Consider the following 24,287-nt stretch of genomic DNA (forward strand, 5'->3'; position numbering starts at 1 on the left):
GCAATCATGGAACTTGCCATTCTCTTTGTCAGTTTTATCGTGTTCCTCGCTCTCGGGGTTCCGGTCTCGTTCGGGTTGGGGCTCTCGTGCGTCCTGACCTATCTGTATGAAGGCCTGCCAGCGGCAACGGCCATGCAGTCGATGATCTCGGGCATGAACGCGTTCTCGTTTCTCGCGGTCCCGTTCTTCATCTTTTCCGGCGAACTGATGCTCCACGGCGGCATCGCCGACCGCATCCTGCGTTTCGCCCAGGCGACCGTCGGGCATTTCCGCGGCGGTCTCGGCATGGCCAACGTCGTCGCGTGCACGCTGTTCGGCGGTGTGTCCGGTTCGCCGACGGCCGATACGTCGGCGATGGGCGGCGTCGTGATTCCGCTGATGAAGCGCGAAGGCTATAGCGCGGCGTATGCGGTCAATGTGACGACCCACTCGTCGCTGGCCGGCGCGCTGATGCCGACGTCGACGAACATGATCATCTATGCGTTCGCCGCACAGGGGATCACGGGCACGTTGAACGGCCAGACGCTGAGCGGCGTCTCGATCGGCGACCTGCTGTTCTCCGGACTGCTGCCGGTGCTGTGGGTGATGGGTTTCGTGCTGATCGCAGCCTACTGGCAAGCGGTTCGTTTCGGCTACCCGCAGCGCCCCGACGGTTCGACGGGCGTGCAGAAGTTTCCCGGCTGGTTCGCGGTAGGCAGGACGTTCCTTGGCGCATTGCCCGGCCTGATGGTGATCGCGATCATCCTGGTGTGCGTGGCAAGGGGCATTGCGACAGCGACAGAAGCCGCGGCGATCGCGGTGGTCTATTCGCTGGTGCTGACACTGGTCGTCTATCGCTCGATGACGAGAAAGAAGCTCTTCGTGGCGCTTTCAAGCGCGACCAAGACAACGGGTGTGGTGCTGCTGCTGATCGCCGTGTCGAACATGCTGCGCTTCCAGATGGCTTATCTGGAGATTCCCGACGCGATCGAGCGCCTGCTCGAACATGCAACGACGCTTCCGTGGCTGATGCTGCTGTATATCAACGTCCTCCAGGTTTTCCTCGGCACGTTCGTCGACATGGCCGCGCACATCCTGATCACGACGCCGCTGTTCCTGCCGCTCGCGATGCATGCCGGTGTGGGCCCCGTGCAGTTCGGCATCATGATTCTGCTGAACTGCTCGCTGGGTCTGGTTCACCCGCCGATCGGCTCGGTGCAGTTCGTCGGTTGCGCGATCGGCAACGTCTCGATCGGTGAAACGACGAAAATCGCGTGGCCGTACTATCTGGCCATCTTCAGTGCGATCAACGTCGTCACCTATCTGCCGTTCTTCTCGACCTGGTTGCCGAGCCTGATTAACGGACACCCGGTGTATTGAGATTCAGGGTCTTCCCATGCAGGTATGAGCAGTCCCGCATGTGCGGGGCTGCCGGCTAACCCCACGTTTTCCGGAACGTGGGGTTTTGTTTTTCAGGCGAGGCAAGTGTTGACGTGAGGTGATCCAGGTAGAAGAAACTCGCGGGCCTGTCATCGCGAACGGTTTGTAGCGTGAGAGAACTAAGGTCTCGCCGCTTCACCCGCTTTAAGAAAATCGACAAACGCGCGCAGCGGTGCGGGCAAATGACGGTGCCCGGGATAGTAGAGAAACGGGCCCGAAAAGCGTTCCCACCACGGCTCCAGGATCGGTTCGAGTGCGCCGCTATCGAGATGCGGGCGCAGCATGTCCTCGAAAAGATGAACGATGCCCACGCCTGCCATCGCTGTGCTGACGGCAAGATCGACCGCCGCGCCGGGCCTGACCACGAGTGGCCCCGGCGGGTCCAGCTGGACGCGCTCGCCGTCGCGCTCGAAGTTCCAGGTTGCCATGGCGCCCCCCGCGAACTGGATACGCATGCACGCATGCCCGAGCAGATCACGCGGGTGTCCGGGCCTGCCGTGCGTGTCGAGATAGTCCGGCGTCGCAGCGGTAGCGAAACGCTGCACACGCGGCCCGATCGGAATCGCGATCATGTCCTGCTCAAGACGCTCGTCGTAGCGAATGCCTGCGTCGCAACCGATCGAAAGCACATCGACAAAACCATCCTCGACGACGACTTCCACCCGGATGTCGGGATAAGCCTTCAGAAACGACGCGATCACGCCTGGCAGGTCAATGCGCGCCACGCTCGCAGGCACGTTGAGTTTGAGCGTGCCCGACGGCTTGTCGCGAAAGCCGTTCAGGACGTCGAGCGCCGCTTCCATTTCGCTGAAGAGCGGCGTGAGCTTTTCGATGAGACGCAGCCCCGCTTCGGTCGGCGCGACGCTGCGTGTGGTCCGGTTGAGCAGGCGCAGACCCAGCTTCGCTTCCAGCCGGCGCACCGCAATGCTGAGGCTCGATGCGGAAACACCGCTGATCCGGGCGGCATCGCGAAAGCCGCCTGAGCGTGCGACCGAGATGAATGCGGAAAGATCGTTCAGTTCCATGGCGATTGTGCAATTTTTTGAACAACCCGTACAACTTAAACCGGATTATTTAACAGCGCAATCGCCGTCATACTGGCGTTCAATCTTCTTCGAGGAGCACGTCATGTCAAAGTCCACAGCCGCGGCCACCTACTCTCTCGCCGGCCACACGGTGCGCCGGATGGGCTACGGTGCCATGCAACTTGCCGGCCCCGGCGTATTCGGGCCGCCGAAGGATCGTGAAGCCGCGATCGCCGTTCTTCGCGAGGCGGTGGCGTCGGGCGTCAATCACATCGATACGAGCGACTTCTACGGACCGCACGTCACCAACCAGATCATCCGGGAAGCGCTCCATCCCTACCCGGACGACCTCGTGATCGTCACCAAGGTCGGCGCCGTGCGGGGCGACGACGCTTCATGGCTACCCGCGATGGAGCCGCAGGACATCGAGCGCGGCGTTCACGACAACCTGCGCAATCTCGGGCTCGACGCGATCGAAATCGTCAATCTGCGGATCATGGGCAAGGTCCACGCGCCATCCGAAGGAACGATCGCGAGACAGGTCGAGGCACTCGCCGGGCTTCAGCGCAAGGGACTCGTGCGCCACATCGGTCTGAGCAACGCGACGTCGGCTCAGGTCGCCGAGGCACAGGGGATCGTGGAAATCGTCTGCGTGCAGAACCATTACAACCTGGTCCAGCGGGAAGACGATGCGCTCGTCGACGAACTTGCCGCCAAAGGCATCGCTTATGTGCCGTTCTTTCCGCTTGGGGGATTCACGCCGCTGCAGTCGTCGGTGCTGTCAGAGGTCGCCAGGAAGCTCAGCGCCACGCCGATGCAGGTGGCACTTGCCTGGCTTCTGCATCGCTCGCCTAACATCCTGCTGATTCCGGGCACGTCGTCGTCAGGCCATCTGCGTGAAAACATGCAGGCGGCGCAATTGAGCCTGTCTGAAGCAGTGCTTGAAGAACTTGAAGGGATCGGGCGGGCTGCTTAAGGACATTGAGGGTTGGGCGATTGTGACGGCATTCGCCCCAGACACCTCATTCGCGAGCCATCGCGTTCCCTACGTTCGTGTCGGACTCGTGTGTTGCCTGGCTGTAGAATTTCAACACGTCTATTTTCAGCCGGAAGGTCATTGCCATGAACAGGATCGATCTCTCCAGTGTCTACCGGAACTACATTGCCTGCCTGAACAGGCAGGACTGGCAGAAGCTGGAGCAGTTCGTTCATGACGATGTGCGCTACAACGATCAGCGGACTGGATTGCCGGGTTATCGCGAGATGCTGGAGCGGGACTTCAATGAAATTCCAGACCTTCATTTCAACATCCAGTTGCTGATTGCCGATTCGCATTACGTAGCCAGCCGGCTGGCCTTCTCCTGTTCGCCAAAGGGAACGTTCCTTGGGCTCGCTGTGAACGGGAAGAAGGTTTTCTTTACGGAAAACGTCTTTTATCGATTCCGCAACGACAGGATCGAGCAGGTATGGTCGGTCATCGACAAGGCAGCGATCGAAGCCCAGCTTTAATGCAGGGCCCATGCAGGAAGATCCCGCGCATAACACCTTGAGAACACGGGCAGAACGTCTCACCCGCGGTCGCAGGGTCGCCAGAAAACCAGATATTCACTTTGCCGTTAATCCGGAATACACTGAATTCACCATTTTCCTCCACCTTACCTCCGCCACGCTTCGGTAACAGATGCTTTTGTCGTGCTCCGCGAGCCGAAGCAAGCCGGGTCGGTTCGTGCCCAACACTATTTGAACGGGACGACTCATCATGGCTGATACGAGCTACATGGCACGGAAATCCGTCGCCGATATTGTAGGAAGCGCAGGCGAGGAGGGGAGCCAGGCGCTATCGAAAACACTTGGCGCCACCAGCATCACGGCGATGGGCATCGGCGCCATCATCGGCGCCGGCATCTTTGTCCTGACCGGCACGGCCGCGGCGCAGTTCGCCGGCCCAGGCATCGTACTGTCCTTCGTACTCGGCGGCATCGCGTGCGCGTTCGTCGGGCTTTGCTATTCGGAACTGGCAGCCATGTTGCCCGTATGCGGCAGCAGTTACACCTACACCTATGCCACGCTGGGTGAGATTTTCGCGTGGATCATCGGCTGGGATCTGATACTCGAATACGCGATGGGCGCCGCCACTGTCGCGGTCGGATGGTCCGGTTATATCGTGAGCCTGCTGCATAACGTGGGAATCAATATCCCGCCCATTCTGGCCGCCGCACCCGGCACCGTCGTCAAGCTGGCCGACGGCACCACCGCGACGGGCCTCATCAATCTGCCCGCGGTGTTGATCATCGCCATTCTGACCACCCTGCTCGTACTCGGTACAAAGGAATCCGCGCGGCTCAACAACATCATGGTGGCAGTCAAGCTGACCGTGGTGGTGGCCTTCATCGCGCTCGGTGTGTTTTTCATCAAGCCGGCAAACTGGCATCCGTTTATTCCGGCGAATACGGGTGAATTCGGTAACTTCGGCATGAGCGGGATTCTGCGCGGGTCGGCCGTGGTGTTCTTCGCGTTCATCGGTTTCGATGCGGTTTCCACTGCCGCGCAAGAAGCGAGAAAACCGCAACGGGACATGCCGATCGGCATCCTGGGATCGCTGATCATCTGTACCGTGTTGTACATCCTCGTCGCGGGGGTTCTAACCGGACTCGTACCTTATGGTGAGCTGAATGTTCCTGATCCGATCGCCAAAGGCGTCGACGCGATCGGTCTCACCTGGTTCTCCATCCTGATCAAGATCGGTGCGCTGACGGGACTGACCACTGTGATTCTCGTGCTGCTGTACGGACAGAGCCGCATCTTCTTCACGATGTCGAAGGACGGCTTGCTGCCGCCTCTTTTCGCACGGGTTCATCCGCGTCTTCAGACGCCTCATCTGAGTCAGATCCTGATCGGAACCGTCGTCGCGATCGTCGCGGCCCTTACGCCGATCAGCGTACTCGGGGAGATGGTCAGCATTGGTACGCTGTTCGCGTTCATCCTCGTGTGCGGCGCCGTGATCTATCTGCGGCGCAGCGACTCCGATGCCTCACGCCCTTTCCGGGTCCCCGCCGTACCGGTCGTGCCGGTCCTCGGAATCCTGTTTTGCCTGTTGCTGATGGCGGGACTGCCGCTCGTCACCTGGGTACGGCTCGTGGTATGGCTGGTGATCGGGTTGATCATCTATGTTTCCTACGGCCGGCATCATTCGGCCCTGCGCTTCCCCGAGCGCCGGTGAAAACAGGTAGCACCGGATTGACGCTACCGCAATTTTTCTCACATCCCGACGAAAAATTCTCGTTTTGACGTCTGGTTCCACCCACCTAAACTGGGACGTGAACTGTAGCCATGACGCAGCGGCGCTGCGTCATGGCTACTCGCGGACGATGAGGAGTTTCCCGTGAACATGATCTTGTTTGAGATTCCAGCTGTAGTGGTTATTTTAGGTATCGTTTGTATCGCAATGGTCAGGGCGTTTGTGCCGTCACGGTCGGATAACGTCGATCTTTTCGTGAGGCGGGACATGACGGGTGGCCAGGGAAGAAATTTTTAGGGAATGCCTGCATCGGCGTGACATTTCAATCCGACGATCCAGATTAAAGCGCGCCGCCCAGATGAAGCAGGACGAATAACGTCGCAGCGCCCGCGATGAGGATCAGCGCGTTGATTCTTGTTGTCATGACGATCACGGTCGCGACCAGGGCGGTGACCTGAGCAATCCAGCCGCCATCCAGCTCTTTCACCAGCACATAGACGGCTGCCAGGATCAGTCCCGCCGCCACGGGGCGAAGACCGGACTGCAACGCGTTTTGCCAGCGTGCGCCACGATGCTTCGTCCACAGATGCGCGACGCCGTACATCATGAATGCAGTCGGACCAAAGAGCGCAAGTGTCGCGACAACCGCGCCCGAAAGTCCGCCAACCTGCCAGCCGATCAGGGTCGCGAGCAGCGAGCCTGGCCCCGGTGCCAGCCGTGCGATTGCGAAGTCGCTGACAAACTGTGCATGCGTCATCCAGTGATGCACGTCGACGACCTGTCTCTGGAGATCCGCGATGATCGACTGGCCGCCCCCGATCGTCACGATCGACAGCGGCGCGAAGACGGAGAAAAGCGCGATGAGTGTTCGGGACAAGGGTTATCGCTCGTGGAAAGACAAGGGCCGTCGATTACTCATGTCGGGACAAACGCACATATTCCAGGCCGACGCCAAGTGTTCCTGCTACCAGCACAGTCCAGATGAGTGGCACGGCGAGGATCGCGACCGCAATGAACGTTACGACGAAGATCAGAATCGGAACGACGCGCCGCGGCAACCGGCGCACCGCGGTGATCGCCATTGAGAGGGAAAGGCCGATTGCGCCGGCCGCTGCGCCAGCCAGTGCAAAACGCGTCAACGGGAAACCCGCCATCGCCGAGAAAAAGACACCCAGGATGACGATCGACACCGCTGGCGGAAAGATGATGCCGCAAAACCCGGCCACCGCGCCTCGCCAGCCAAGCAGACGATGCCCAATCCAGATCGCCAGGTTTTTTATGTTGACACCCGGAAGCGCCTGCGACAGCGCGAGTCCATCAAGGAACTCTTCCTCCGTGAGCCAGTGCCGCTCGTACACAAACTCACGCAAAAACCATCCGCTCAGTCCGCCACCAAAACTCGTGAGCCCGATCCGCGCAAAAATCAGAAAGAGTTCGAGCGTCGTCGGCATTGCAGCCGGGCGCGCAGCCGGCTCGCCCATCGTTCCATTTGATGGACTCCGTTCATCTGGCGCTCGCGTGTCAACATTCCTGGTCAAGGCTAATCCTCCCGCACGCATCGGTCGCGCTCAAGACATGACATCCGGGCGCCGCCGTGCCGATCGAAGAAGTATCCCACAGTGACTGATCCAATGACCGGAGCAATGGCGAGACGATATGCCAGCATCACGTCTTTTAGCCTTTCTCCGCTTTAGTCCGGGTATTCGCGGACGCTTTCTTCTTCAGTTTGCTCTGATTGAAATCAATAGCGGCACGGACGAGATTTTTTAGCGCACGGTCATTAATCCTGTCGCCCTCGAAAAAATCGATTGCGCGTCTCGCGTTGCCTTCGAGGCCCGCATTGAAGAGTCCGTCAGGATCCGGGATGCTTGCCCCATGGACAAACGTAAGCTTCACCTTCCCTTTGTGCGCGTCGGCGACCGCGATCATTCCGTCGCGGGACCACACCGGGCTTCCCATCCACTTCCATTCCTCGATGATCTCCCGGTCCGCCTCAAGGATGCTCTTGCGGATGCTGGCAAACGTCTTGCCACGCCAGTCCGTGAGTTTCCCGATCAGCTGGTCAATACTTTCCGATGGATTCACTGGATCTCCATGCCTCGAATTCGGGTTCAGTTTCAAGCGATCACCACGACCCAACCATTGTAGCCACCCGTATTCCCGAAAATAAGGACACCGCACGCCACGCATAAACGGATATCCAGGCAACAAGCATATTCAATCACAAGAGACCGGATTGAAATTGCGCTTGCGATACAGCGCAGCCATACTATGGTTCAGATCGAACAGACTGGCGCATGACCTCCCCCTTTATCAGCACCGGCAAGCTCCGCGGGCCTCGGCCAGAGCGCCCGGCGCTGCGCAACTGTGGCAGCCCGCATGTCGGCCTTTTTTGCATCGATAGCCAGGGTACATATGTTGAAAAAATCGAAATTCGCAGCAGGCGTGATTTTATTTTCATCGACAATAACGATGTTGGGCACGGCAATCGAAGCCAAAGCCCAGGCCACTGATCCGCATGGCTGGGCCGGTACCGGATCGATTACCTCGCGTTATGGAAATCTTGATTTCGTCGGCGGCTATCCGACGGCGGACACGGGACGCAAGCTGGACGATCTGCTGATCGTGAACCGCGCGATTGAAGCCTATCTGACGCAAATGCCCACTGTGTCCTGGTACCGGGTCTGGAAGGGCGTTGCGGAAGCGGGCCCGGCAACGCCGAATCAGATGGTCGTGTGGGAGAGCCTGATGAACGCGCAGACGCTGCTCCTGACGGGCAACACTGAAACGGTCTACGCCATGAGCGCGCTGGATTTGAAGCGCGACGGCCCGACGGTTGTCGAAGCGCCACCCATGCTGCTCGGTGGCGTATCGGATCTCAGGCAAAGCGAACTGGTCGGCATTGGTCCAACGGGAGCCGACAAAGGCAAGGGAGGCAAGTTTCTCTTTCTGCCGCCCGGCTACACCGGCACTGTTCCCAAAGGTTATATCGTCGCCCGATCTCCTACCTACAAGGCCGTGTTCGGCGTGCGCGGCTTTCTCGTGGACGGCAAACCCGACAAAGCTGTCGCCTTGATGAAGTCGACGAAGATCTATCCTTTGGCGCAGGCCGCGAAGCCACCCAGAACGACATTTGTCGATGGCTCCACCTCGCCTGTCGACACGGTTTTCGACGACAACTATCAGTACTTCGACGACCTCGCCAACATTATTGCCTCGGAGCCTGCGGGCATCATTTCGTCGAGTGACCGCTTCACGCTCGCCAGCATTGGCATCGCGAACGGGACACCCTTTTCCCCCGATGCAAACCGAAGGGCACTCCTTGGCGAAGCCGCGCGTCTTGGCGGCGCCATTGCGCGTGAAAATACCTATGCGTCAAGCGATCCCGCACGCCTCGTCTATCCTGATCGTCGCTGGGAACTGCTGTTTGTCGGCGGTAGCGCGACCTGGGATTCGCAAGGTTATCTGAACACCGACCGGCGCGCGGGATTCGCCTATGCGGCGATCGGCATGTCGCCCGCCATGGTGGACAAAGTGGTTGGCAAAGGATCGCAGTACATCTGGACGCCACGGGACTCGAACGGCGCGTGGCTCGACGGAGCAAAAAGTTATCGGCTGCACCTGCCACCCGATATTCCCGTCAAGAACTTCTGGTCCGTCGTTGTCTACGATGCGCAAAGCCGTTCAATGCTGCAAAACGGAGAAAAATTCCCGAGTATCAGCCAGTACACGAATCCCGTGATCAATGCCGATCGATCGGTCGACATCTATTTCGGGCCGGCTGCGCCAAAGGAACAGCATGTGAACTGGATCAGGACGGTACCCGGCAAGGGATGGTTTCCGATCATCCGCTTCTATGGTCCTTCGCAGGCCTTCTTCGACAAGACCTGGCAGCCCGACGACATCGTTCCTGCGCAATGAATGGCGGTCGGAAAACATACGGGTAGCTAAGTATTCGCTACCAGCAGTTCTTCCGCATTGTCTGGCGGGCGCAGATCATCGGTCCTGCCCGCGAAGTAGCGCCGGGCAAGGTCGGCCGCCGGGACGTGCCGTGCTTCTTCAAAACCCGCTTCGTGGGCTAGCGCCAGGATTTCCCGCGGGGTGAAGAAACTGAGAAAAGGTGTTCCGCCTGCTCGCGCGCCCTTCTCCGCCATCTCAAGCCCGGGACGCACCTCGGGGTCCGCCAGTTCCAGCGGCAGCAGGAACGTCATGGCGAACGTCGACCCCGGGGCGAAGGCCGCGACCTCGCGCAGCGTGGCCGCGTTCGCGTCCCGGGTGAGATACATGCTGACGCCCGTGGAGACCACGATTGCCGGCTTGCTGTCATCGAAGCCGGCCGCCACGAGCCGGTCGCGCCAGCGCTCCCCTGCCTCGAAATCGACCGGCACGAAACGCAGCCAGTCCGGGACGCCGAAGCCAAGCTCGATCAAACGCCGACGCTTCCATGCCTGAGGACCTGGCCGGTCGATCTCGAACACCCTGAGGCGGCACGCGATCTCCGGCCTGCGCTGCGCGAAGCTGTCAAGGCCGGCGCCGAGGATGACGTACTGACTCACCCCGCGGGCGGCCTCCTCCACGACCAGGTCTTCAATGAAGCGGGCACGCGCCACGATGGAGGCGCGAAAGGGTCGCGTGAACTGCGGGTCCATGTCGCCGCGGTGGCGCCAGCTCTCGTCCGGAGACAGCAGCCTGAGACCGACTTCGTCTTCCAGTACATGCGGCGGAGGGTCGGCCTCGACATGCAGCGCGCGCCACAAGGCGACTCGCGCTGCTGTGCTGTCTGGCACTTCATCTCGCTTGTCGTTCATGACTTTCAATCCTGTTTGTCCGTCTTCGCCTGAAGCTGACCTGCCGGTACTGTGCCGCGCTACGCAAGGAAGAAAGAGTGGTCGCTTTGGCCTCTGGCAATTGACGGAGAACGCTTCACACAGCATCCGCATGTAGACATGCGCCGAGCAGGAAGAATATCAAATGTTGCATGGGAGACACCGCATCGCAGCTTGCGAGTCAGACCGATTTGACTTCCCCGCCATCCATCCTCAACGCCGAGCCTGTCATCCAGCGGGCGGCAGGCGACACGATGAACGCCATCAGTTCAGCGATCTCCTCCGGCGTGCCATACCGCGCGATACCCGCTTCAACGGGAAATTTCGCCGTCGCCTCTTCAACGGTCATGTTGTGCAGCGGCGCCCAATGTTCCAGATAGGACTGTCGCCGGCCGGTCATCACGGGCCCTGGCAGCACACTGTTGACCTGCACGCCGTCGGCGATACCGCGGTCCGAGAACGCTTTCGCGAGCGCCATGATCGCCGCGTTGATCGTGCCCACAGCCGCATAGGGTGCTTTGGGAAACAGCGCCGAATTGCCCGACATCAGCACGACCGACCCTGACGTCTCCTTCAACGACGGCCACGCCGCGACCGTCAACCGTCGCGCGCCGTGAAGCTTCAGCGCGAGACCGCGGTCCCATTGCTCGTCGGTCATTTCAAGTACGTCGATTTGCGGCACCGCGCCCGCGATGTTGAGCAACGCGTCGATCTGCCCGAACGCCGCGAGCGTCTCATCGACGACTTGCTGTGCGGCATCGGGTTGAGACAGATCGACATCGATGACAAGAGACTCCGCACCGGCCCTCTTCACCTCGATTGCGGTCTGTTCGAGGTTCCCGCGGTCGCGCGCGACGAGGACGAGCGAATCAAAATCCCGCGCGAGCCTGATGGCGGTCGAACGACCGATCCCCTGGCTCGCGCCTGTGACGATTGCGACTTTCCTGGACATTTCACATCTCCTTGTATTGCAAATTGACGACGGGTCAATGCACGCCCATCCTCTTTCCACCGGCCGCACCGGCTTCCATCACGCGATGTCGATGTCGACCCTGGACGCGTCAGCGAATGAGAAAATCCGCAATGGCCGCCGCGATCTCCGCCGCATGCGTCTCCAGCGCGAAGTGGCCGGTATCGAAGAAGCGCACAACGGCGTCCGGCATGTCGCGCCTGAATGCGTCGGCGCCCGCGGGCAGGAAGAACGGATCGTTCTTTCCCCACACGGCGAGGAACGGAGGCTGATGCGTGCGGAAATACTGCTGGAACGCGGGGTATAGCGCGACGTTGCTTCGATAGTCGCCGAACAGATCGAGCTGGATGTCGTCCGCACCGGGCCGGCTCAGATAGAAGTCGTCGAGCGAGTAGCCGTCTGGCGAAACGGAAGCCGTGTCCTGAACGCCGTGGGTGTACTGCCAGACCGTTGTCTCGTGCGTGAGCAGCGCACGCAGCGCTTCACGATTGACCGACGAAGCGTCTTGCCAATAGGCGCGGATCGGATTCCAGCCGTCGCTCAATCCTTCTTCGTAAGCGTTGCCGTTCTGCGAAATGATCGCGGTGATCCGCTCGGGATGCCCGAGCGCAAGCCGGAAGCCGGTTGGCGCGCCGTAATCGAATACGTAGAGCGCAAAGCGATCGAAACCGATCGTCCCGGTGAAGCGGTCGATGACATTGGCGAGATTGTCGAACGTGTACGTAAAACTGCTCCGGCTGGGCATGTCGGACTGCCCGAATCCGGGCAGATCCGGCGCGACGATATGAAAACGGTCGGCAAGCATCGGAATCAGGTCGCGAAACATGTGACTCGAAGTCGGAAAGCCGTGCAGGAGCAGCAGCTTCGGAGCGCCAGGGCGGCCGGCTTCGCGATAGAACACCTTGAAACCGTCGACGTCGGCATGGCGATACGCAATTGAACTCATGATTTGCCTCCACAGGAGAAAAAGATCTGGCGAGTGATGAAAGGCACCTTGCGATTCACGGCATCGCAGGCGACAGGCACGGCTAGCGTGCGGAAACCGACTGGACCGCTTCGACAATCACATCGGTCACGGCGTCCGGCGCCGTGACCAGCGGCGTGTGATCGACCTGGTACGACCGCACGTTTGCATTCATGCGACGTGCCATGAAGCGCTGGGTGTCGGGGTTGATCATCCGGTCCTGGCCGGCGATCAGGAACCAGTTCGGGCGGTCTCTCCACAGCGGACGCCCGACCGCTTCGCCGATGCACGACACCGCAATGGGACGCTGCACCGCGGCAAGCACCGCCAGCTCCCGCGGTGTTCCATCCTGCGCAAACGCAGCAGCGAACGCGTCGTGCGGCAGCCATATCAATCCGTGCAGATCCGGAGCGAGTTGCGGCGCCTGCGGGTGCGCCTCGTCGCGGTAGAACACGTCGCCAACGGTCTCCCCTTCGTCGGGCGCGAGCGCCGCCACGTAGACCAACGCCGCGACGCGGTCTGAACGGGTCGATCCGATCACGGCGCCCGCATACGCATGGCCGGCCACCACCACCGGACCTTCGATCCGTTCGAGCGTCCGGTCGAGCGCGGCCACGTCGTCACCCAGCGAAGTGAGCGGCAGCGGCGCCGCGATTGCATCGATACCCCGCTCCTTCAGGCGATCGATCACCTTGCTCCAGCTTGATCCATCCGCCCATGCGCCATGCACAAGCACCGCGCTCACGTTGCCAGAAGACATGTCTTGCTCCTTTCAGGAAAGTAGATGTCACCTGTGATGTAAAGCTCTCTTACATCACACCATGTAACCCGTCTATCAATATTTTATAGGTTACTCATCGAATAGGTAACTTGTCAACAGCATTTTTAGTGGTTACAGTGTGGCTATCGTCATTCACTTTCGTCACGACAGATGGACTACCGTCAGATTCCCGCGATATTTCTGGCCGACGCGCCGGGCCTCGATTTCCTGAACTCGGTGGCGACGCCGGTAGATGAAGAAGTCGACTGGATCAGCGATGGAGAAGGCCTGCTGGCCTGGCTGGAACAGGCTGAACTGGTGCCTCGCGCCACGCTCGCGGCGATGCGGTCGCAGTCCACGCCGGCCGAACTCGACGCGGTTGCGGCACAGGCACGCGCACTGCGCGAATGGTTCAGGGGATTTGTCCAGAAGAGAAAAGGACGTCCGCTGTCCGCCAGGGATTTGCGCGAGCTCGAACCGCTGAATCAACTATTCGAGCGGGACGAACAATATGCAGAAATCGTCGCCGATGCCACGGGCGGGACGTCGATCCTTGAATTGCGGGCGAACCGGCGCTGGAAGTCGCCGGAGTCGCTGCTGATGCCCATCGTCGAGGCGCTGGCGAAACTGGTGTGCGACGAGGACTTCACGCACGTGAAGGCATGTGAAGGTCCGCGCTGCACGTTGATGTTTGCCGATCACACGCGGGGTCATGCGCGCCGGTGGTGCAGCATGGCGATCTGCGGTAACCGCGCGAAGGTTGCGGCCCATCGGAAGCGGCTCAAGGAACGTGAGCGTTGACGTGACGTCCGCGGAAACCCGGCCATTGTGGTGATGTTTTTTCTGGAGAGACGATATGGATCACATCAAGGCAATTGCATTCGATCTGTACGGCACACTGTACGACGTCCATTCGGTTGTTGCCCGATGCGATGAGCAATTCCCAGGACGTGGACGTGAAATCAGCGCGATCTGGAGACAGAAGCAGCTCGAATATACGTGGCTGCGCAGCCTGATGAACCGTTACGTCACATTCGAGCAGGCGACGGAAGACGCATTGCGCTTTACCTGCCGGCACCTGCGGCTCGATCTGGATAACGATGCATGCAAGGTGCTCTGCGAAGCGTACCTGCGACTGCAGCCGTTCCCCGAAGTGGCCGATACGCTGCGTGAATTGCGCCGGCGCGGACTGAAGCTGGCGGTGCTGTCGAACGGTTCGCCGCATTCGATCGGCGCCGTGGTGGGAAACTCCGGACTTCGCGCCGAATTCGATCATCTGCTTAGCGTCGATCCGGTGCGCGTGTACAAACCGGACGATCGCGCCTACCTGCTTGCGGAAACGGCCTTCGGAGTTACGCGATCGTCGATACTGTTCGTGTCGTCGAATGCGTGGGATGCGACGGGGGCGCGTTATTTCGGCTTTCCGACGTGCTGGATCAATCGCAGCGGCAATGTCTTCGAAGAAATGGGCCAGACGCCGGACTGGCAGCTGGGCGGTCTCGACGAATTGTTGCCGCTATTCGATAGCCGTGGTTCTGCCCTCAGCCGAACGTGAACGAGTACGCCTCGACGCCAGGGTCCAGAAACTCGATCGAAAACGTGTGGTCCTTGATGTCGCCCGTTTGCCGCACCAGTTGATAGAGCCGTTGCTCCGTCACCGTGCCCATGCCGTCGGCGCTCACATCGCTGCCGTGCGCATTGCCCGGCGCGGCGCCGTCGATGCTGACGCGAAACCGCACGGGTTTGCCGTCCTTGTCCGGGCCCAGCACCAGATGCAGATCGCGAGCGTGGAAGCGGTAGACGATCTCTCCCGACGGCGCCGCGAGCGTCGCGTGTTCGGCACCGACGCGCCACTTGCCGGCGAGGCCCCAGTCGTTCAGCGCAGGCTGCATGGGCGCGGTGTACGTATGGAGCCTGTCACCGGTTTCGCCGCCGGGTGAGGCGAAGTTCCCGGCACGTGCATAGCCGATGTAGGTTTCCGGTGACTGCATGTCGTGATTGTCGGCAGCCGCCTCCACGCCTGTCACGCTGGTACGGGTGAGCCCTGTCGCGATCTTCGCCGCATCCGCGTGACCTGCTTCCGTCAGCAGCTGCTGGATAACCTTCTCCGACTGCGCGTAGTCGCCTTCGCCGAAATGGTGGTAGCGGATACGCCCCTGAGCATCGACGAAATAATGCGCCGGCCAGTACTGGTTGTTCAGTGAGCGCCAGATGGCGTAGTTGTTGTCGATCGCAACCGGATAATCGACACCCAGGTCGTGTACCGCCTTCTTCACGTTGTCGATATTGCGCTCGAAGGCGAACTCCGGCGCATGCACCCCGATCACAACCAGCCCCTGATCCTTGTACTTCTCCGCCCACGCCTTCACGTACGGCAGCGAACGCAGGCAGTTGATGCACGAGTAAGTCCAGAAATCGATCAGCACCACCTTGCCGCGCAAGCTTTGTGCACTGAGCGGCGGCGAGTTGAGCCATTGAACCGCGCCGTTCAGCGACGGCAGCACGCCCTCGACCGGCAGCGGCGGCACATTCCCGGGCACGACTTGCGCCGCACGCATCATCGCGCCCGACGAAGCAGCCATCGCGCCGCCCGTGCCTTTATCCGCGTCAGCGGAAGTGCCTGAACCCGCGGCATCATTCGCCGCCATCATGGCGCCGCCGTTCGCCGTACTGTCAACCGTGCTGCTCGACGAAGCGACGCCAGCCGGCGTCGCACCGGGCGACAGCCTGTCGACCAGCTTCTGTTCGATGCCGCCGGTCGCAACCGTCGAGATCCGCGTGAGAACCCCCGTGTCGAGTCCGAACGCGATCGCCACCACTCCACCCAGCATCGCCGCGCCGATGCCACGGCGAATCCACTCGCCGGCGCCCAGCGAACGTTTCATCGCCGTGAAGACGCGGCCGCCGATCAGCAACGCGATCGCGAGCGAGGTTGCCGCGCCGGCCGCATAGGCGACCAGCAGCAGCGTCGTGCCGACGCTCGCGCCACGCAGCGCGGCGCCGGTCAGCACCAGACCCAGAATGGGACCGGCGCACGGCGCCCACAGCAAGCCCGTGGCAATGCCGAGCAGAAACGACGAACCCGCGCGCACCTGCTGGCCGTCGGCCTGGGCGAAGTTCGAAAGCCGGTTGCCGGCGCTCACCAGGGGCCGCATCAGATGGTCGGCAAAGCGCGGGAACAGCAGCGTCAGGCCGAATACGGCGAGCAGCGCGATGGCGAGCCAGCGGCCATACTGGTTGGCCTGCGTGACCCACCCCCCGCCGACGGCAGCGAGCGTCGCCACGAGGGCGAACGTCAGCGCCATGCCGGCGAGCAACGGCAGCCCGCTGCGGACGAAGGGCTGATCGGCGCGCGCGAAGACGAACGGCAGTACCGGCAGGATGCAGGGGCTGAGAATCGTCAGGGCACCGCCAAGGTAGGCGAGAACGATGAGTAGCATGACTGTTCCAGTGCGTTATTTCAGGGGTTATGGGGGTGTCGCCAGGATTCGGATTCAGACTCAGGCTGCCGCCGGTGTAAAGCGCATGGCGAGCCCGTTCATGCAATAGCGCAGGCCGGTGGGTTTCGGACCGTCGTCGAATACGTGCCCGAGGTGGCCGCCGCAGCGCCGGCAATGCACTTCCGTGCGTGACATGCCGAATGAGCCGTCTTCGCGCGTCGCCACCGCGTGCTCGAGCGGCGCCCAGAAACTCGGCCAGCCTGTGTGGCTCTCGAACTTCGTGCGCGACGAAAACAGGTCGAGCCGGCAGCCGGCGCATGCGAAGACGCCCGCGCGATGCTCGCTGTTCAGCGGACTGCTGTAAGGCCGCTCGGTGCCTTCATCCCGCAGAACGGTGTACTGTGCCGGCGTGAGCAACTGGTGCCATTGCTCGTCCGTGCGCGTGAATTCGAAGCTTTGAGCGGGCTTGCCGGCCTTTGCCGGCGCCGCGGCCAGCCGCGGCCAGCGGCTCACGGCAGCCAGCGCCGCCACGGCCGCACCGCCCGAAAGCAGGAAGCGTCTACGACTTTGCATGATGTGCTCCTTGGTGCCAGTCTGCGGATAGTGGCCACATGCTAGGGCGCGGGCGGTGTCAAAGTCCTCACGAAAAGTTAAATTAAATGTGATAACTCGCCGCCGGGAAATTTTGCACAATGGCGCAACGGCCGCTTTCCGGCGTCAGTTCCCGCAACCACCCTGAACCACCCCTCACCGCTCGAGACCGCGACTTCCATGGATCATCAAAAGCGCATCCTGATCGTCGAAGACGATGTCGACATCGCCAACGTGCTGGCTCTGCATCTGCGCGATGAACGCTATGAGGTCGTGCACAGCGCCGACGGCAACGAAGGACTTCGGCTGCTTGAACAGGGCGGCTGGGATGCACTGATCCTCGACCTGATGCTGCCTGGCGTCGACGGACTGGAGATTTGCCGGCGCGCCCGCGCGATGACGCGTTACACCCCGATCATCATCACCAGCGCCCGTTCGAGCGAAGTACACCGGATTCTCGGCCTCGAACTCGGTGCCGACGACTACCTCGCCAAGCCGTTCTCCGTGCTCGAACTGGTCGCACGCGTGAAAGCGCTGCTGCGCCGCGTCGAAGCGATGGCGAAAGATTCGCGGATCGACGCAGGCACCCTGCAGACAGCCGGCCTCACCATCGATCCGCTGACACGCGAGGCCGCCGTCGAGGGCCGGCGAATCGAGCTGACGCCGCGCGAATTCGATCTGCTGTATTTCTTCGCGCAACAGCCGGGCAAGGTGTTTTCGCGGATGGACCTGCTCAACGCGGTGTGGGGTTACCGGCACGAAGGATACGAACATACCGTGAACACCCACATCAACCGGTTGCGCGCGAAGATCGAAGCCGACCCGGCTGAGCCCACGCGGATACTGACCGTCTGGGGACGCGGCTACAAGTTTGCCGCGCCTTCCGACGGCACCCCGGCGCAGGACATCCCGTCCACGGACGCGCCATGAACCTCACCCTCACCCAGCGGCTTTCGATCGTGTTCTCGGTGCTGCTGCTTGCGTGCTGCGGCGCATCGGCATGGCTGCAAATCCGCTCAAGCGACCTGCACGACAAGGAAGTGATCCAGGGCCTTTCGCGCGGACTGGCCGGTCACATCGTCCGCAGCACGCCGTTGATGGATGGGAACGGCCTGAGGCCCGACGCCGTGCGGCAACTGTTCGGCCAGTTGATGGTGGTCAATCCGAGCGTCGAGGTGTATCTGCTCGACAATCAAGGACGCATCAAGGGCGACGACGCGCCCGCAGGACATGTGAAGCGCGAGCAGGTGGACCTCGCGCCGGTTCGCCGCTTCATCGCCGGCGACGCGCTCCCGATCCTCGGCGACGATCCGCGCAGCACCGACGCGCGCAAGGTGTTCAGCGCCGCGCCACTGCAGGCGGACGGGAAAGCGCCATCGGGCTATATCTACGTGGTGCTGCTCGGCGAGGCACACGACGCACTCGCCGCACAGGTGAACGCCAGCTCGGTATTGCGCACCACGCTGTGGTACATGGCGCTCGTGACCCTGCTTGGGCTACTCGCGGGTCTCATGGCATTCGGGCTGATCACGCGTCCCCTGCGACGGCTGTCTGCCGCGATGCTTCGCTTCGACGTCAACGGTGAACCGGATACGCAGCCGAAGGTACCGCGCTCGTCTTCAGCGGGAACGCGTGATGAAATCGCCGTGCTGGAGACCGCCTTCGCGCAGATGGCAGAACGGATCGGCGAACAGTGGCGCGCGCTGACGCGGCTGGACCAGCAGCGGCGCGAGCTGCTTGCCAATATTTCGCACGACCTGCGCACGCCGCTGACGTCGCTGCACGGCTACCTTGAAACGTTGTCGCTAAAGGCCGACACCCTCGGCGAAACGGAGCGCAAACGCTATCTGGCAATCGCGCTCGCGCAAAGCGTCAAGGTTGGGCGGCTCGCTCAGGCACTGTTCGAACTGGCGAGGCTCGAACATGGCAACGTGCAACCGGCGCTGGAAGAATTCTCGATGGTGGATCTGGTGCAGGACGTCTTCCAGAAATTCGAGTTGCCGGCCGAAGCGCGGCATATCCATCTGCGCGCCGGGATTCCGCAGCGCCTGCCCGCTGTCTTCGCCGATCTCGGGATGATCGAGCGTGTGCTGACCAACCTGCTCGACAACGCGATTCGCCATACGCCCGCTCATGGCACGATCGGGGTCGATCTCGCGTATCGCGACGCGAACGTGTCGGTCACTGTCAGCGACAGCGGCCCAGGCATTCCGGCGAATCTGCGCGACGGGCTGTTCGAGCGGCCTTTCAGCACCGGCGGTGCGCACCGTGGCGGCGGGTTCGGGCTGCTGATCGTACAGCGCATGCTGCAACTGCATCACAGCCAGATACGTCTGGTCGAACACGCGGGCACGGGGGCGACATTCTGCTTCGAGCTTCCGGTGAGCGGAGTTTCGCAGGCGGCCGGGGCGGCGGGTTCGTCGCAGTCGTCTTCGTGGATGACCGGGCGGCGACAAAAATAGAGCGGAACGCGGTCTGCTCACCCATCCCTCGCTGAATACGATGAAGGCCGGCTACAGCGCAAATAACCGCCCACGATGCGGCTCGCGATCTTCCACGCCGGCAAGCCGCAACGCGTGCCAGGCCATCGCGAAGTTGCTGGATATCACCGGTTTGCCGATCCTCGCTTCAAGCGCTGAAACGCGTTCCGCGATGCGCAAGCTTGTGCATGACACGAACACTGCTTCCACGTCGGGGTTCTGCCCGAGGCGCTCGACGGCGGCTTGCAGCGAGGCCGTGTCAATCCGTGCGACCTCGTTGTCGTTCGCATGCTCGAACGAGGCGATGCGTGTGACGCGCACGCCACGTGCCTCGATGTAACTTCGCATGTAGTCGTTGATCGAGCGCACATAAGGTGTCAGCAGCGCGGCGCGCTGGACGCCAAGGGCGCGTAGCGCGGCCAGCGCAGCGGTAATCGGCGTGGTACACGCGACGCCCGGGCGCGCCTCGCGGATACGCGCGAATACGTTTTCCTCGCCGATTACCATCGACGCCGACGTGCAGCCAAACGCCACCACATCGATTCGCTCGGCAGGCCGGATCAGTGCGACCGCCGGCGCGATGCGCCCATCCATCTCCGCCAGACGGTCGGGCGTGATGTCCGGCGAATTGAGGATGCGGCTCTCGTAGAAGGCCACTCCGTCCTGCGTCAGCAGTTTGCGCCATTCGTGTTCGATCGTGTGATCGGTGGCGAGCACCACCAACCCAATGGCGGCACGCCGGCAGATGCCGTCGTCCAGCGTGAAATCCAGCCTGGCGTACGCGTCACCCTGCAATGAAATCGTGCTCATTTCAGTGTCATCCCTGTCATGTCGAGTTCAGGCTGGCGACCGGCCATGATGTCGACCAGCAGTTTCGCGGTTCCACACGACATGGTCCATCCCATGTGTCCGTGGCCCGTGTTCAGATACAGGTTCCTGTGCCGCGTGCGACCAATCAACGGCGTTCCTTCGGGCGTCATCGGACGCAGGCCTGCCCAGTAAGACGGGCGGCCATAGTCGGCGCCGTTCGGGAACAGCTCGCCGGCCACCTGCAGCATCGACTTGAAGTCAGCGGGGGTATGGCGGGTGTCGTAGCCGGTGAATTCGGCGGTCGCGGTGAAGCGCAGCCGTTTGCCAAAGCGCGCCCAAGCGACGAGATTGTTCTCGTCGACGCCGCCCAGCTCCGGCGGACGGTGGTCCGGCCCAACCGGAAACGTGGCGGAATAGCCCTTGACCGGATACACCGGCAGCCGGTAGCCCAGTTGACGCGCCAGAACCGGCGACCAGGAACCGAGCGCAAGCACGAACTCGTCGCCGCGAACGAGTCCGGCCGGCGTGCGCACTCCGATGACCCGATCGCCAGACGCCTCGATCGCGCTAATGGCGGCATCGAAATCGAAACGCACGCCAAGACGCTCGCACGCCGCTTTCAGCGCGCGGGTGAACAGGTGGGCATCGCCGCTTTCATCGGTCGGACAATAAATCGCTCCAGCGAGGCTGTCGCGCGCATGGGCAAGCGCCGGCTCACGCGCAATCGCCTGCGCCGCGTCGAGCGTTTCGAGCGACAGTCCGTTGGCCACGAGGATCGACATATTCTGTGTGCCCCGCGCGAAAGAAGCTTCGTCGCGATAGAGATACAGCAGACCGCAGCTGATGCGGTCGTACTGCAAACGCTCGGCTTCGGTCAGCTGCTGCAATTGACTCTGTGCGTAGCGGCAAAGCCTCACCTTGCGCGTGGTGTTCTGGCGGGAGCGCTCCGCCGTGCAGTTGCGCAGGAACTGGAAACACCACGCCCACATGTGCGGGTCCGCGTTGAGCTTGAGCCTCAGCGCCTGCCCGTCGACGAAGAGTGATTTCAGCAGGATTTTCGGCGCTCGCGGAGACGCCCACGTGTATGAATGCCCCGGCGCGACGAGACCGGCGTTGGCAAAGCTGGTCTCGAGCGCGACACCTGGCTGACGGTCGATCACGGTGACCTCGCGGCCCTCTCTGGCAAGGTAATACGCGGCCGTGACGCCAGCGATTCCGCCTCCCAGCACAACGCTTTTCATACGTGACTCCCGTGTCGACCAGAGTTAGCGCTTTAGCTGTCGACCGGAGTTCGCGCTTCAGCGCGTTACTCCGGTCCCATGCAAAGCATTTACTCGGGTCCCATGCAATCTGCGCCCATGCAATCCCCGCCCATGCAAAGCTGCTTGCCGTTCAGGAAATGCAAACCCGCTGACGCTTCAGGTATGACGTTCTATAAGCGCATACCCTATACCGCTCAAATGTGCGGCGAGACCTATCATGAAAAAACACTTTCATAGTAGCGCTGCGATGCGTCCGATACCGGGTTGTTGAACTGACAGATTACAACTTGTATGCGACGTACGTTTTCAACCGTTTTCCGATGTCATCGGTTCAGTCGTGTGGCGGATCGCTCCAGTCCTTTTCACAATAAGGAGTCACAAACATGATTGTTCAGAAAAATAGCTCGCCGGACGCAGGTCGCGTCTTGCGGCAGACAACAATCGCGGCACTGGCCGCGCTGGCCGTGCTCGCTGGCATTGTCCCGGGGTCGGCGCAAAGCCAGACCATCAAGATCGGCGTGCCCGCGCCGCTGTCGGGCAGCAGCGCCAATGCCGGCATCGACATCGTCAACGGCGCGAAGCTTGCCGCCGCCAGAATCAATGCGGCGGGCGGCGTACTCGGCAAGCAGATCGAACTGGTGCCGGAGGATGACGCCTGCGACGCGCAGACCGCCGTGCAGGCGGCACAGAAACTCGTCGATGCGGGGGTCGTCGCCGTGGCCGGCGGCTACTGCTCCAGCGCGGCCCTGCCGGAATTGACGACGTTTCATCGCGCCGGAATTCCCTACGTGATGGACGCCTCGACCAATCCCAAACTGACCGAGATGGGCTACGACAATGTGTTCCGCACGATCGGCCGTGATGACGAGCAAGGTCCATTTGCCGCCGGATTCATGAAGAATTCGCTCCATGCCCGGCGCGCCGCCGTGATCCACGACAACACGACCTATGCCAAGGGCCTCGCCGACAACACCGTGGAAGCCCTGAAAAAGGATGGCGTCGACGTCGTCTACAACGACGCGATCACACCGGGGCAAATGGACTATTCGCCAACGCTGACCCACGTCGCCTCGCTGAAGCCTGACGTCATCTACTACACCGGCTATTTCTCCGAAGCCGGCCTGCTGGTGAAGGAGGCACGGCAACTGGGCCTGAAGATGACCCTGATGGGCGGCGACGGCACCAACGACCCGACACTGATGAAAACAGCCGGCCCGGCTGCCGAGGGCATGATCATCACCACGGCGCCGCTGGCGCAGTTCCTGAGCGGCGCGCACGATTTCGTCGACGGTTATACGAAGGCCTACGGGCAAGGGCCAGGGCCGTATTCGGTCTACGAATACGACGCCGTCGGCGTCACCGCGAAAGCGATCGTAGACGGGAAGTCGGCGACGCCCGCCGCGATCACGGCCGCCTTGCACAAGATGTCGAACTATCAGGGCGCGACCGGAACGATCGGTTTCAACGCGAAGGGTGACCGCAGCAAGGCGGTCTACATCACCATCATCGTGCACGGCGACAATTTCACGCCCTATCAAAGGCAGGATGCCAGCGGACACTGGGTGGCGATGAAATAGCATCCGCCGCGCCGCGCGCCGCCATGAGCACCTTCTTCCAGTTCGTTATCGAAGGGCTGACGACCGGCTCGTTCTATGCGCTCGTCGCCCTCGGCTACACGATGGTCTACGGGATCATCCGGCTGATCAACTTCGCCCACGGCGACCTGTTCATGGTCGGCGCGTTCATCGGCTGGACCAGTCTGACAGTGCTTGCTGCAGCGCACATACCGCTCGCCCTGGCGCTGCTGATCGCACTGGTGGCCGCCATGGCGGTCACTGGCGCACTGGGCCTCGCGATCGAACGGCTCGCCTACCAGCCGCTGCTGCGCGCGCCGCGGCTGTCGATCCTGATCACGGCCCTCGGCGTTTCGCTGGCGCTGGAGAATGGTGTGCTGCTGATCTACGGCGCCGGTTTCAGCACCTATCCCCACGTCCTCAGCCAGGCAGGGCTCGAATTCCACGACGTTCAGATCACGTTCGCACAGATCGGCATCATCGTGACCAGCCTTGTGCTGATGCTCGCGTTGTATTTCTTCGTTCACGGCACCTTCATCGGCACCGCGATGCGCGCGCTGGCGATCGATCAGGACGCAGCACGTCTGATGGGCATCGATGTCGAGCGGCTGATCCAGCTCACCTTCTTCCTGGGCTCCGCGCTGGCCGCGGTAGCAGGGGTCATGGAAGGCATCTACTACACGCAGATCAATTTCTTCATGGGCTTCGTGCTGGGCCTGCGCGCCTTCACCGCCGCGGTTCTCGGCGGCATCGGCAACATTCCGGGCGCGATGGCCGGCGGCATCCTGATTGGTCTGCTGGAATCCTTTGGCGCTGGCTATGTCTCCTCGCGATGGACCGATGTGTTCGTGTTCGGCGTGCTGATCGGCGTACTCGTGATCAAGCCGACCGGGTTGTTCGGCGAACGCGTCGTCGAGAGAATGTAGCC

At 61.7% G+C, this 24,287-nt stretch carries 23 protein-coding genes; 11 read left to right on the plus strand and 12 right to left on the minus strand.

Features of this window, described 5'->3' with window-relative positions:
• The first annotated feature begins 6 nt into the window (after positions 1–6).
• On the plus strand, positions 7–1,359 hold the full coding sequence (locus tag LPA34_RS15115) for a TRAP transporter large permease (protein ID WP_228979436.1): 1,353 nt from the start codon (positions 7–9) through the stop codon (positions 1,357–1,359).
• Positions 1,360–1,538: 179 nt separating this feature from the next.
• Here the strand turns inward: LPA34_RS15115 and LPA34_RS15120 are convergent, their stop codons facing one another.
• On the minus strand, positions 1,539–2,444 hold the full coding sequence (locus LPA34_RS15120) for a LysR family transcriptional regulator (protein WP_228979438.1): 906 nt from the start codon (positions 2,442–2,444) through the stop codon (positions 1,539–1,541).
• A 103-nt stretch (positions 2,445–2,547) separates the two neighbouring features.
• Here LPA34_RS15120 and LPA34_RS15125 point away from each other — a divergent pair, with 103 nt between their 5' ends.
• From LPA34_RS15125 to LPA34_RS15135, 3 genes are all read left to right on the plus strand, one after another.
• Entirely contained in the window at positions 2,548–3,420 is an 873-nt protein-coding gene (locus LPA34_RS15125) for an aldo/keto reductase family oxidoreductase (protein ID WP_228979440.1), read from the plus strand.
• 146 nt (positions 3,421–3,566) lie between these two features.
• Complete coding sequence (locus tag LPA34_RS15130) at positions 3,567–3,953, plus strand: ester cyclase (protein WP_228979442.1); 387 nt, start codon at positions 3,567–3,569, stop codon at positions 3,951–3,953.
• Between the two features lie 250 nt (positions 3,954–4,203).
• On the plus strand, positions 4,204–5,664 hold the full coding sequence (locus tag LPA34_RS15135) for an amino acid permease (protein WP_228979445.1): 1,461 nt from the start codon (positions 4,204–4,206) through the stop codon (positions 5,662–5,664).
• A 358-nt stretch (positions 5,665–6,022) separates the two neighbouring features.
• On the opposite strand, the gene LPA34_RS15140 is transcribed toward LPA34_RS15135, so the two are convergent.
• The 3 genes from LPA34_RS15140 to LPA34_RS15150 form a co-directional block, all read right to left on the minus strand.
• Positions 6,023–6,559, minus strand: coding sequence for a chromate transporter (locus tag LPA34_RS15140; RefSeq protein ID WP_228979448.1), 537 nt, complete (start codon positions 6,557–6,559; stop codon positions 6,023–6,025).
• 34 nt (positions 6,560–6,593) lie between these two features.
• Complete coding sequence (locus tag LPA34_RS15145; RefSeq protein ID WP_228979512.1) at positions 6,594–7,163, minus strand: chromate transporter; 570 nt, start codon at positions 7,161–7,163, stop codon at positions 6,594–6,596.
• Positions 7,164–7,356: 193 nt separating this feature from the next.
• A complete protein-coding gene (locus LPA34_RS15150; protein ID WP_228979450.1) occupies positions 7,357–7,767 on the minus strand; it encodes a DUF1801 domain-containing protein in 411 nt (136 codons plus the stop codon).
• 294 nt (positions 7,768–8,061) lie between these two features.
• On the opposite strand from LPA34_RS15150, the gene LPA34_RS15155 reads away from it, so the two are divergent.
• Positions 8,062–9,603 carry a DUF1254 domain-containing protein gene (locus LPA34_RS15155; RefSeq protein WP_228979452.1) on the plus strand — a complete coding sequence of 514 codons (1,542 nt, stop codon included), beginning with the start codon at positions 8,062–8,064 and terminating at the stop codon, positions 9,601–9,603.
• 26 nt (positions 9,604–9,629) lie between these two features.
• Here the strand turns inward: LPA34_RS15155 and LPA34_RS15160 are convergent, their stop codons facing one another.
• The 4 genes from LPA34_RS15160 to LPA34_RS15175 form a co-directional block, all read right to left on the minus strand.
• Complete coding sequence (locus tag LPA34_RS15160; RefSeq protein ID WP_228979453.1) at positions 9,630–10,490, minus strand: class I SAM-dependent methyltransferase; 861 nt, start codon at positions 10,488–10,490, stop codon at positions 9,630–9,632.
• A gap of 199 nt (positions 10,491–10,689) precedes the next feature.
• The gene (locus LPA34_RS15165; protein WP_228979455.1) at positions 10,690–11,460 is read right to left on the minus strand and encodes an SDR family oxidoreductase; all 771 of its coding nucleotides are present in this window, start codon (positions 11,458–11,460) and stop codon (positions 10,690–10,692) included.
• 109 nt (positions 11,461–11,569) lie between these two features.
• Positions 11,570–12,424 carry an alpha/beta fold hydrolase gene (locus LPA34_RS15170; protein ID WP_228979457.1) on the minus strand — a complete coding sequence of 285 codons (855 nt, stop codon included), beginning with the start codon at positions 12,422–12,424 and terminating at the stop codon, positions 11,570–11,572.
• An 82-nt stretch (positions 12,425–12,506) separates the two neighbouring features.
• Positions 12,507–13,202, minus strand: a complete 696-nt coding sequence (locus LPA34_RS15175) for an alpha/beta fold hydrolase (protein WP_228979459.1) — start codon at positions 13,200–13,202, stop codon at positions 12,507–12,509.
• A gap of 171 nt (positions 13,203–13,373) precedes the next feature.
• Here LPA34_RS15175 and LPA34_RS15180 point away from each other — a divergent pair, with 171 nt between their 5' ends.
• Together LPA34_RS15180 and LPA34_RS15185 are read left to right on the plus strand one after the other, a co-directional pair.
• Positions 13,374–14,003, plus strand: a complete 630-nt coding sequence (locus LPA34_RS15180; protein WP_228979462.1) for a CGNR zinc finger domain-containing protein — start codon at positions 13,374–13,376, stop codon at positions 14,001–14,003.
• A gap of 55 nt (positions 14,004–14,058) precedes the next feature.
• A complete protein-coding gene (locus LPA34_RS15185) occupies positions 14,059–14,757 on the plus strand; it encodes a haloacid dehalogenase type II (protein WP_228979464.1) in 699 nt (232 codons plus the stop codon).
• Here the strand turns inward: LPA34_RS15185 and LPA34_RS15190 are convergent.
• Both LPA34_RS15190 and msrB read right to left on the minus strand, forming a co-directional pair.
• On the minus strand, positions 14,744–16,642 hold the full coding sequence (locus tag LPA34_RS15190; RefSeq protein ID WP_228979468.1) for a cytochrome c biogenesis protein DipZ: 1,899 nt from the start codon (positions 16,640–16,642) through the stop codon (positions 14,744–14,746). The two genes, LPA34_RS15185 and LPA34_RS15190, sit on opposite strands and share 14 nt — an antisense overlap.
• 60 nt (positions 16,643–16,702) lie before the next feature.
• On the minus strand, positions 16,703–17,215 hold the full coding sequence (gene msrB, locus LPA34_RS15195; protein ID WP_228979470.1) for a peptide-methionine (R)-S-oxide reductase MsrB: 513 nt from the start codon (positions 17,213–17,215) through the stop codon (positions 16,703–16,705).
• A gap of 198 nt (positions 17,216–17,413) precedes the next feature.
• Between msrB and LPA34_RS15200 the strand changes: the two genes are divergently transcribed.
• Together LPA34_RS15200 and LPA34_RS15205 are read left to right on the plus strand one after the other, a co-directional pair.
• A complete protein-coding gene (locus LPA34_RS15200; RefSeq protein WP_228979473.1) occupies positions 17,414–18,163 on the plus strand; it encodes a response regulator transcription factor in 750 nt (249 codons plus the stop codon).
• A complete protein-coding gene (locus tag LPA34_RS15205) occupies positions 18,160–19,695 on the plus strand; it encodes a sensor histidine kinase (protein WP_228979475.1) in 1,536 nt (511 codons plus the stop codon). Before LPA34_RS15200 ends, LPA34_RS15205 begins: the two co-directional genes overlap by 4 nt.
• A gap of 51 nt (positions 19,696–19,746) precedes the next feature.
• On the opposite strand, the gene LPA34_RS15210 is transcribed toward LPA34_RS15205, so the two are convergent.
• Both LPA34_RS15210 and LPA34_RS15215 read right to left on the minus strand, forming a co-directional pair.
• On the minus strand, positions 19,747–20,523 hold the full coding sequence (locus tag LPA34_RS15210) for a maleate cis-trans isomerase family protein (RefSeq protein ID WP_228979476.1): 777 nt from the start codon (positions 20,521–20,523) through the stop codon (positions 19,747–19,749).
• Entirely contained in the window at positions 20,520–21,764 is a 1,245-nt protein-coding gene (locus LPA34_RS15215) for a D-amino acid dehydrogenase (protein WP_228979477.1), read from the minus strand. The genes LPA34_RS15210 and LPA34_RS15215 overlap by 4 nt, the downstream gene beginning before the upstream one ends.
• Before the next feature lie 404 nt (positions 21,765–22,168).
• On the opposite strand from LPA34_RS15215, the gene LPA34_RS15220 reads away from it, so the two are divergent.
• Together LPA34_RS15220 and LPA34_RS15225 are read left to right on the plus strand one after the other, a co-directional pair.
• Positions 22,169–23,362, plus strand: coding sequence for a branched-chain amino acid ABC transporter substrate-binding protein (locus LPA34_RS15220; RefSeq protein WP_267478872.1), 1,194 nt, complete (start codon positions 22,169–22,171; stop codon positions 23,360–23,362).
• Between the two features lie 23 nt (positions 23,363–23,385).
• Positions 23,386–24,285 carry a branched-chain amino acid ABC transporter permease gene (locus LPA34_RS15225; protein ID WP_228979479.1) on the plus strand — a complete coding sequence of 300 codons (900 nt, stop codon included), beginning with the start codon at positions 23,386–23,388 and terminating at the stop codon, positions 24,283–24,285.
• Positions 24,286–24,287 lie beyond the last annotated feature (2 nt).

The organism is Paraburkholderia gardini (genome assembly GCF_907164575.1).
Taxonomy (GTDB): Bacteria; Pseudomonadota; Gammaproteobacteria; order Burkholderiales; family Burkholderiaceae; genus Paraburkholderia; species Paraburkholderia gardini.

Excerpts from the sequence above, each read along its gene's own strand:
- LPA34_RS15115 (WP_228979436.1), top strand. The coding sequence starts at position 7 with ATGGAACTTGCCATTCTCTTTGTCAGTTTTATCGTGTTCCTCGCTCTC.
- LPA34_RS15120 (WP_228979438.1), bottom strand. The coding sequence starts at position 2,444 with ATGGAACTGAACGATCTTTCCGCATTCATCTCGGTCGCACGCTCAGGC.
- LPA34_RS15125 (WP_228979440.1), top strand. The coding sequence starts at position 2,548 with ATGTCAAAGTCCACAGCCGCGGCCACCTACTCTCTCGCCGGCCACACG.
- LPA34_RS15130 (WP_228979442.1), top strand. The coding sequence starts at position 3,567 with ATGAACAGGATCGATCTCTCCAGTGTCTACCGGAACTACATTGCCTGC.
- LPA34_RS15135 (WP_228979445.1), top strand. The coding sequence starts at position 4,204 with ATGGCTGATACGAGCTACATGGCACGGAAATCCGTCGCCGATATTGTA.
- LPA34_RS15145 (WP_228979512.1), bottom strand. The coding sequence starts at position 7,163 with ATGGGCGAGCCGGCTGCGCGCCCGGCTGCAATGCCGACGACGCTCGAA.
- LPA34_RS15155 (WP_228979452.1), top strand. The coding sequence starts at position 8,062 with ATGTCGGCCTTTTTTGCATCGATAGCCAGGGTACATATGTTGAAAAAA.
- LPA34_RS15160 (WP_228979453.1), bottom strand. The coding sequence starts at position 10,490 with ATGAACGACAAGCGAGATGAAGTGCCAGACAGCACAGCAGCGCGAGTC.
- LPA34_RS15165 (WP_228979455.1), bottom strand. The coding sequence starts at position 11,460 with ATGTCCAGGAAAGTCGCAATCGTCACAGGCGCGAGCCAGGGGATCGGT.
- LPA34_RS15170 (WP_228979457.1), bottom strand. The coding sequence starts at position 12,424 with ATGAGTTCAATTGCGTATCGCCATGCCGACGTCGACGGTTTCAAGGTG.
- LPA34_RS15175 (WP_228979459.1), bottom strand. The coding sequence starts at position 13,202 with ATGTCTTCTGGCAACGTGAGCGCGGTGCTTGTGCATGGCGCATGGGCG.
- LPA34_RS15180 (WP_228979462.1), top strand. The coding sequence starts at position 13,374 with ATGGACTACCGTCAGATTCCCGCGATATTTCTGGCCGACGCGCCGGGC.
- LPA34_RS15185 (WP_228979464.1), top strand. The coding sequence starts at position 14,059 with ATGGATCACATCAAGGCAATTGCATTCGATCTGTACGGCACACTGTAC.
- LPA34_RS15190 (WP_228979468.1), bottom strand. The coding sequence starts at position 16,642 with ATGCTACTCATCGTTCTCGCCTACCTTGGCGGTGCCCTGACGATTCTC.
- msrB (WP_228979470.1), bottom strand. The coding sequence starts at position 17,215 with ATGCAAAGTCGTAGACGCTTCCTGCTTTCGGGCGGTGCGGCCGTGGCG.
- LPA34_RS15200 (WP_228979473.1), top strand. The coding sequence starts at position 17,414 with ATGGATCATCAAAAGCGCATCCTGATCGTCGAAGACGATGTCGACATC.
- LPA34_RS15205 (WP_228979475.1), top strand. The coding sequence starts at position 18,160 with ATGAACCTCACCCTCACCCAGCGGCTTTCGATCGTGTTCTCGGTGCTG.
- LPA34_RS15210 (WP_228979476.1), bottom strand. The coding sequence starts at position 20,523 with ATGAGCACGATTTCATTGCAGGGTGACGCGTACGCCAGGCTGGATTTC.
- LPA34_RS15215 (WP_228979477.1), bottom strand. The coding sequence starts at position 21,764 with ATGAAAAGCGTTGTGCTGGGAGGCGGAATCGCTGGCGTCACGGCCGCG.
- LPA34_RS15220 (WP_267478872.1), top strand. The coding sequence starts at position 22,169 with ATGATTGTTCAGAAAAATAGCTCGCCGGACGCAGGTCGCGTCTTGCGG.
- LPA34_RS15225 (WP_228979479.1), top strand. The coding sequence starts at position 23,386 with ATGAGCACCTTCTTCCAGTTCGTTATCGAAGGGCTGACGACCGGCTCG.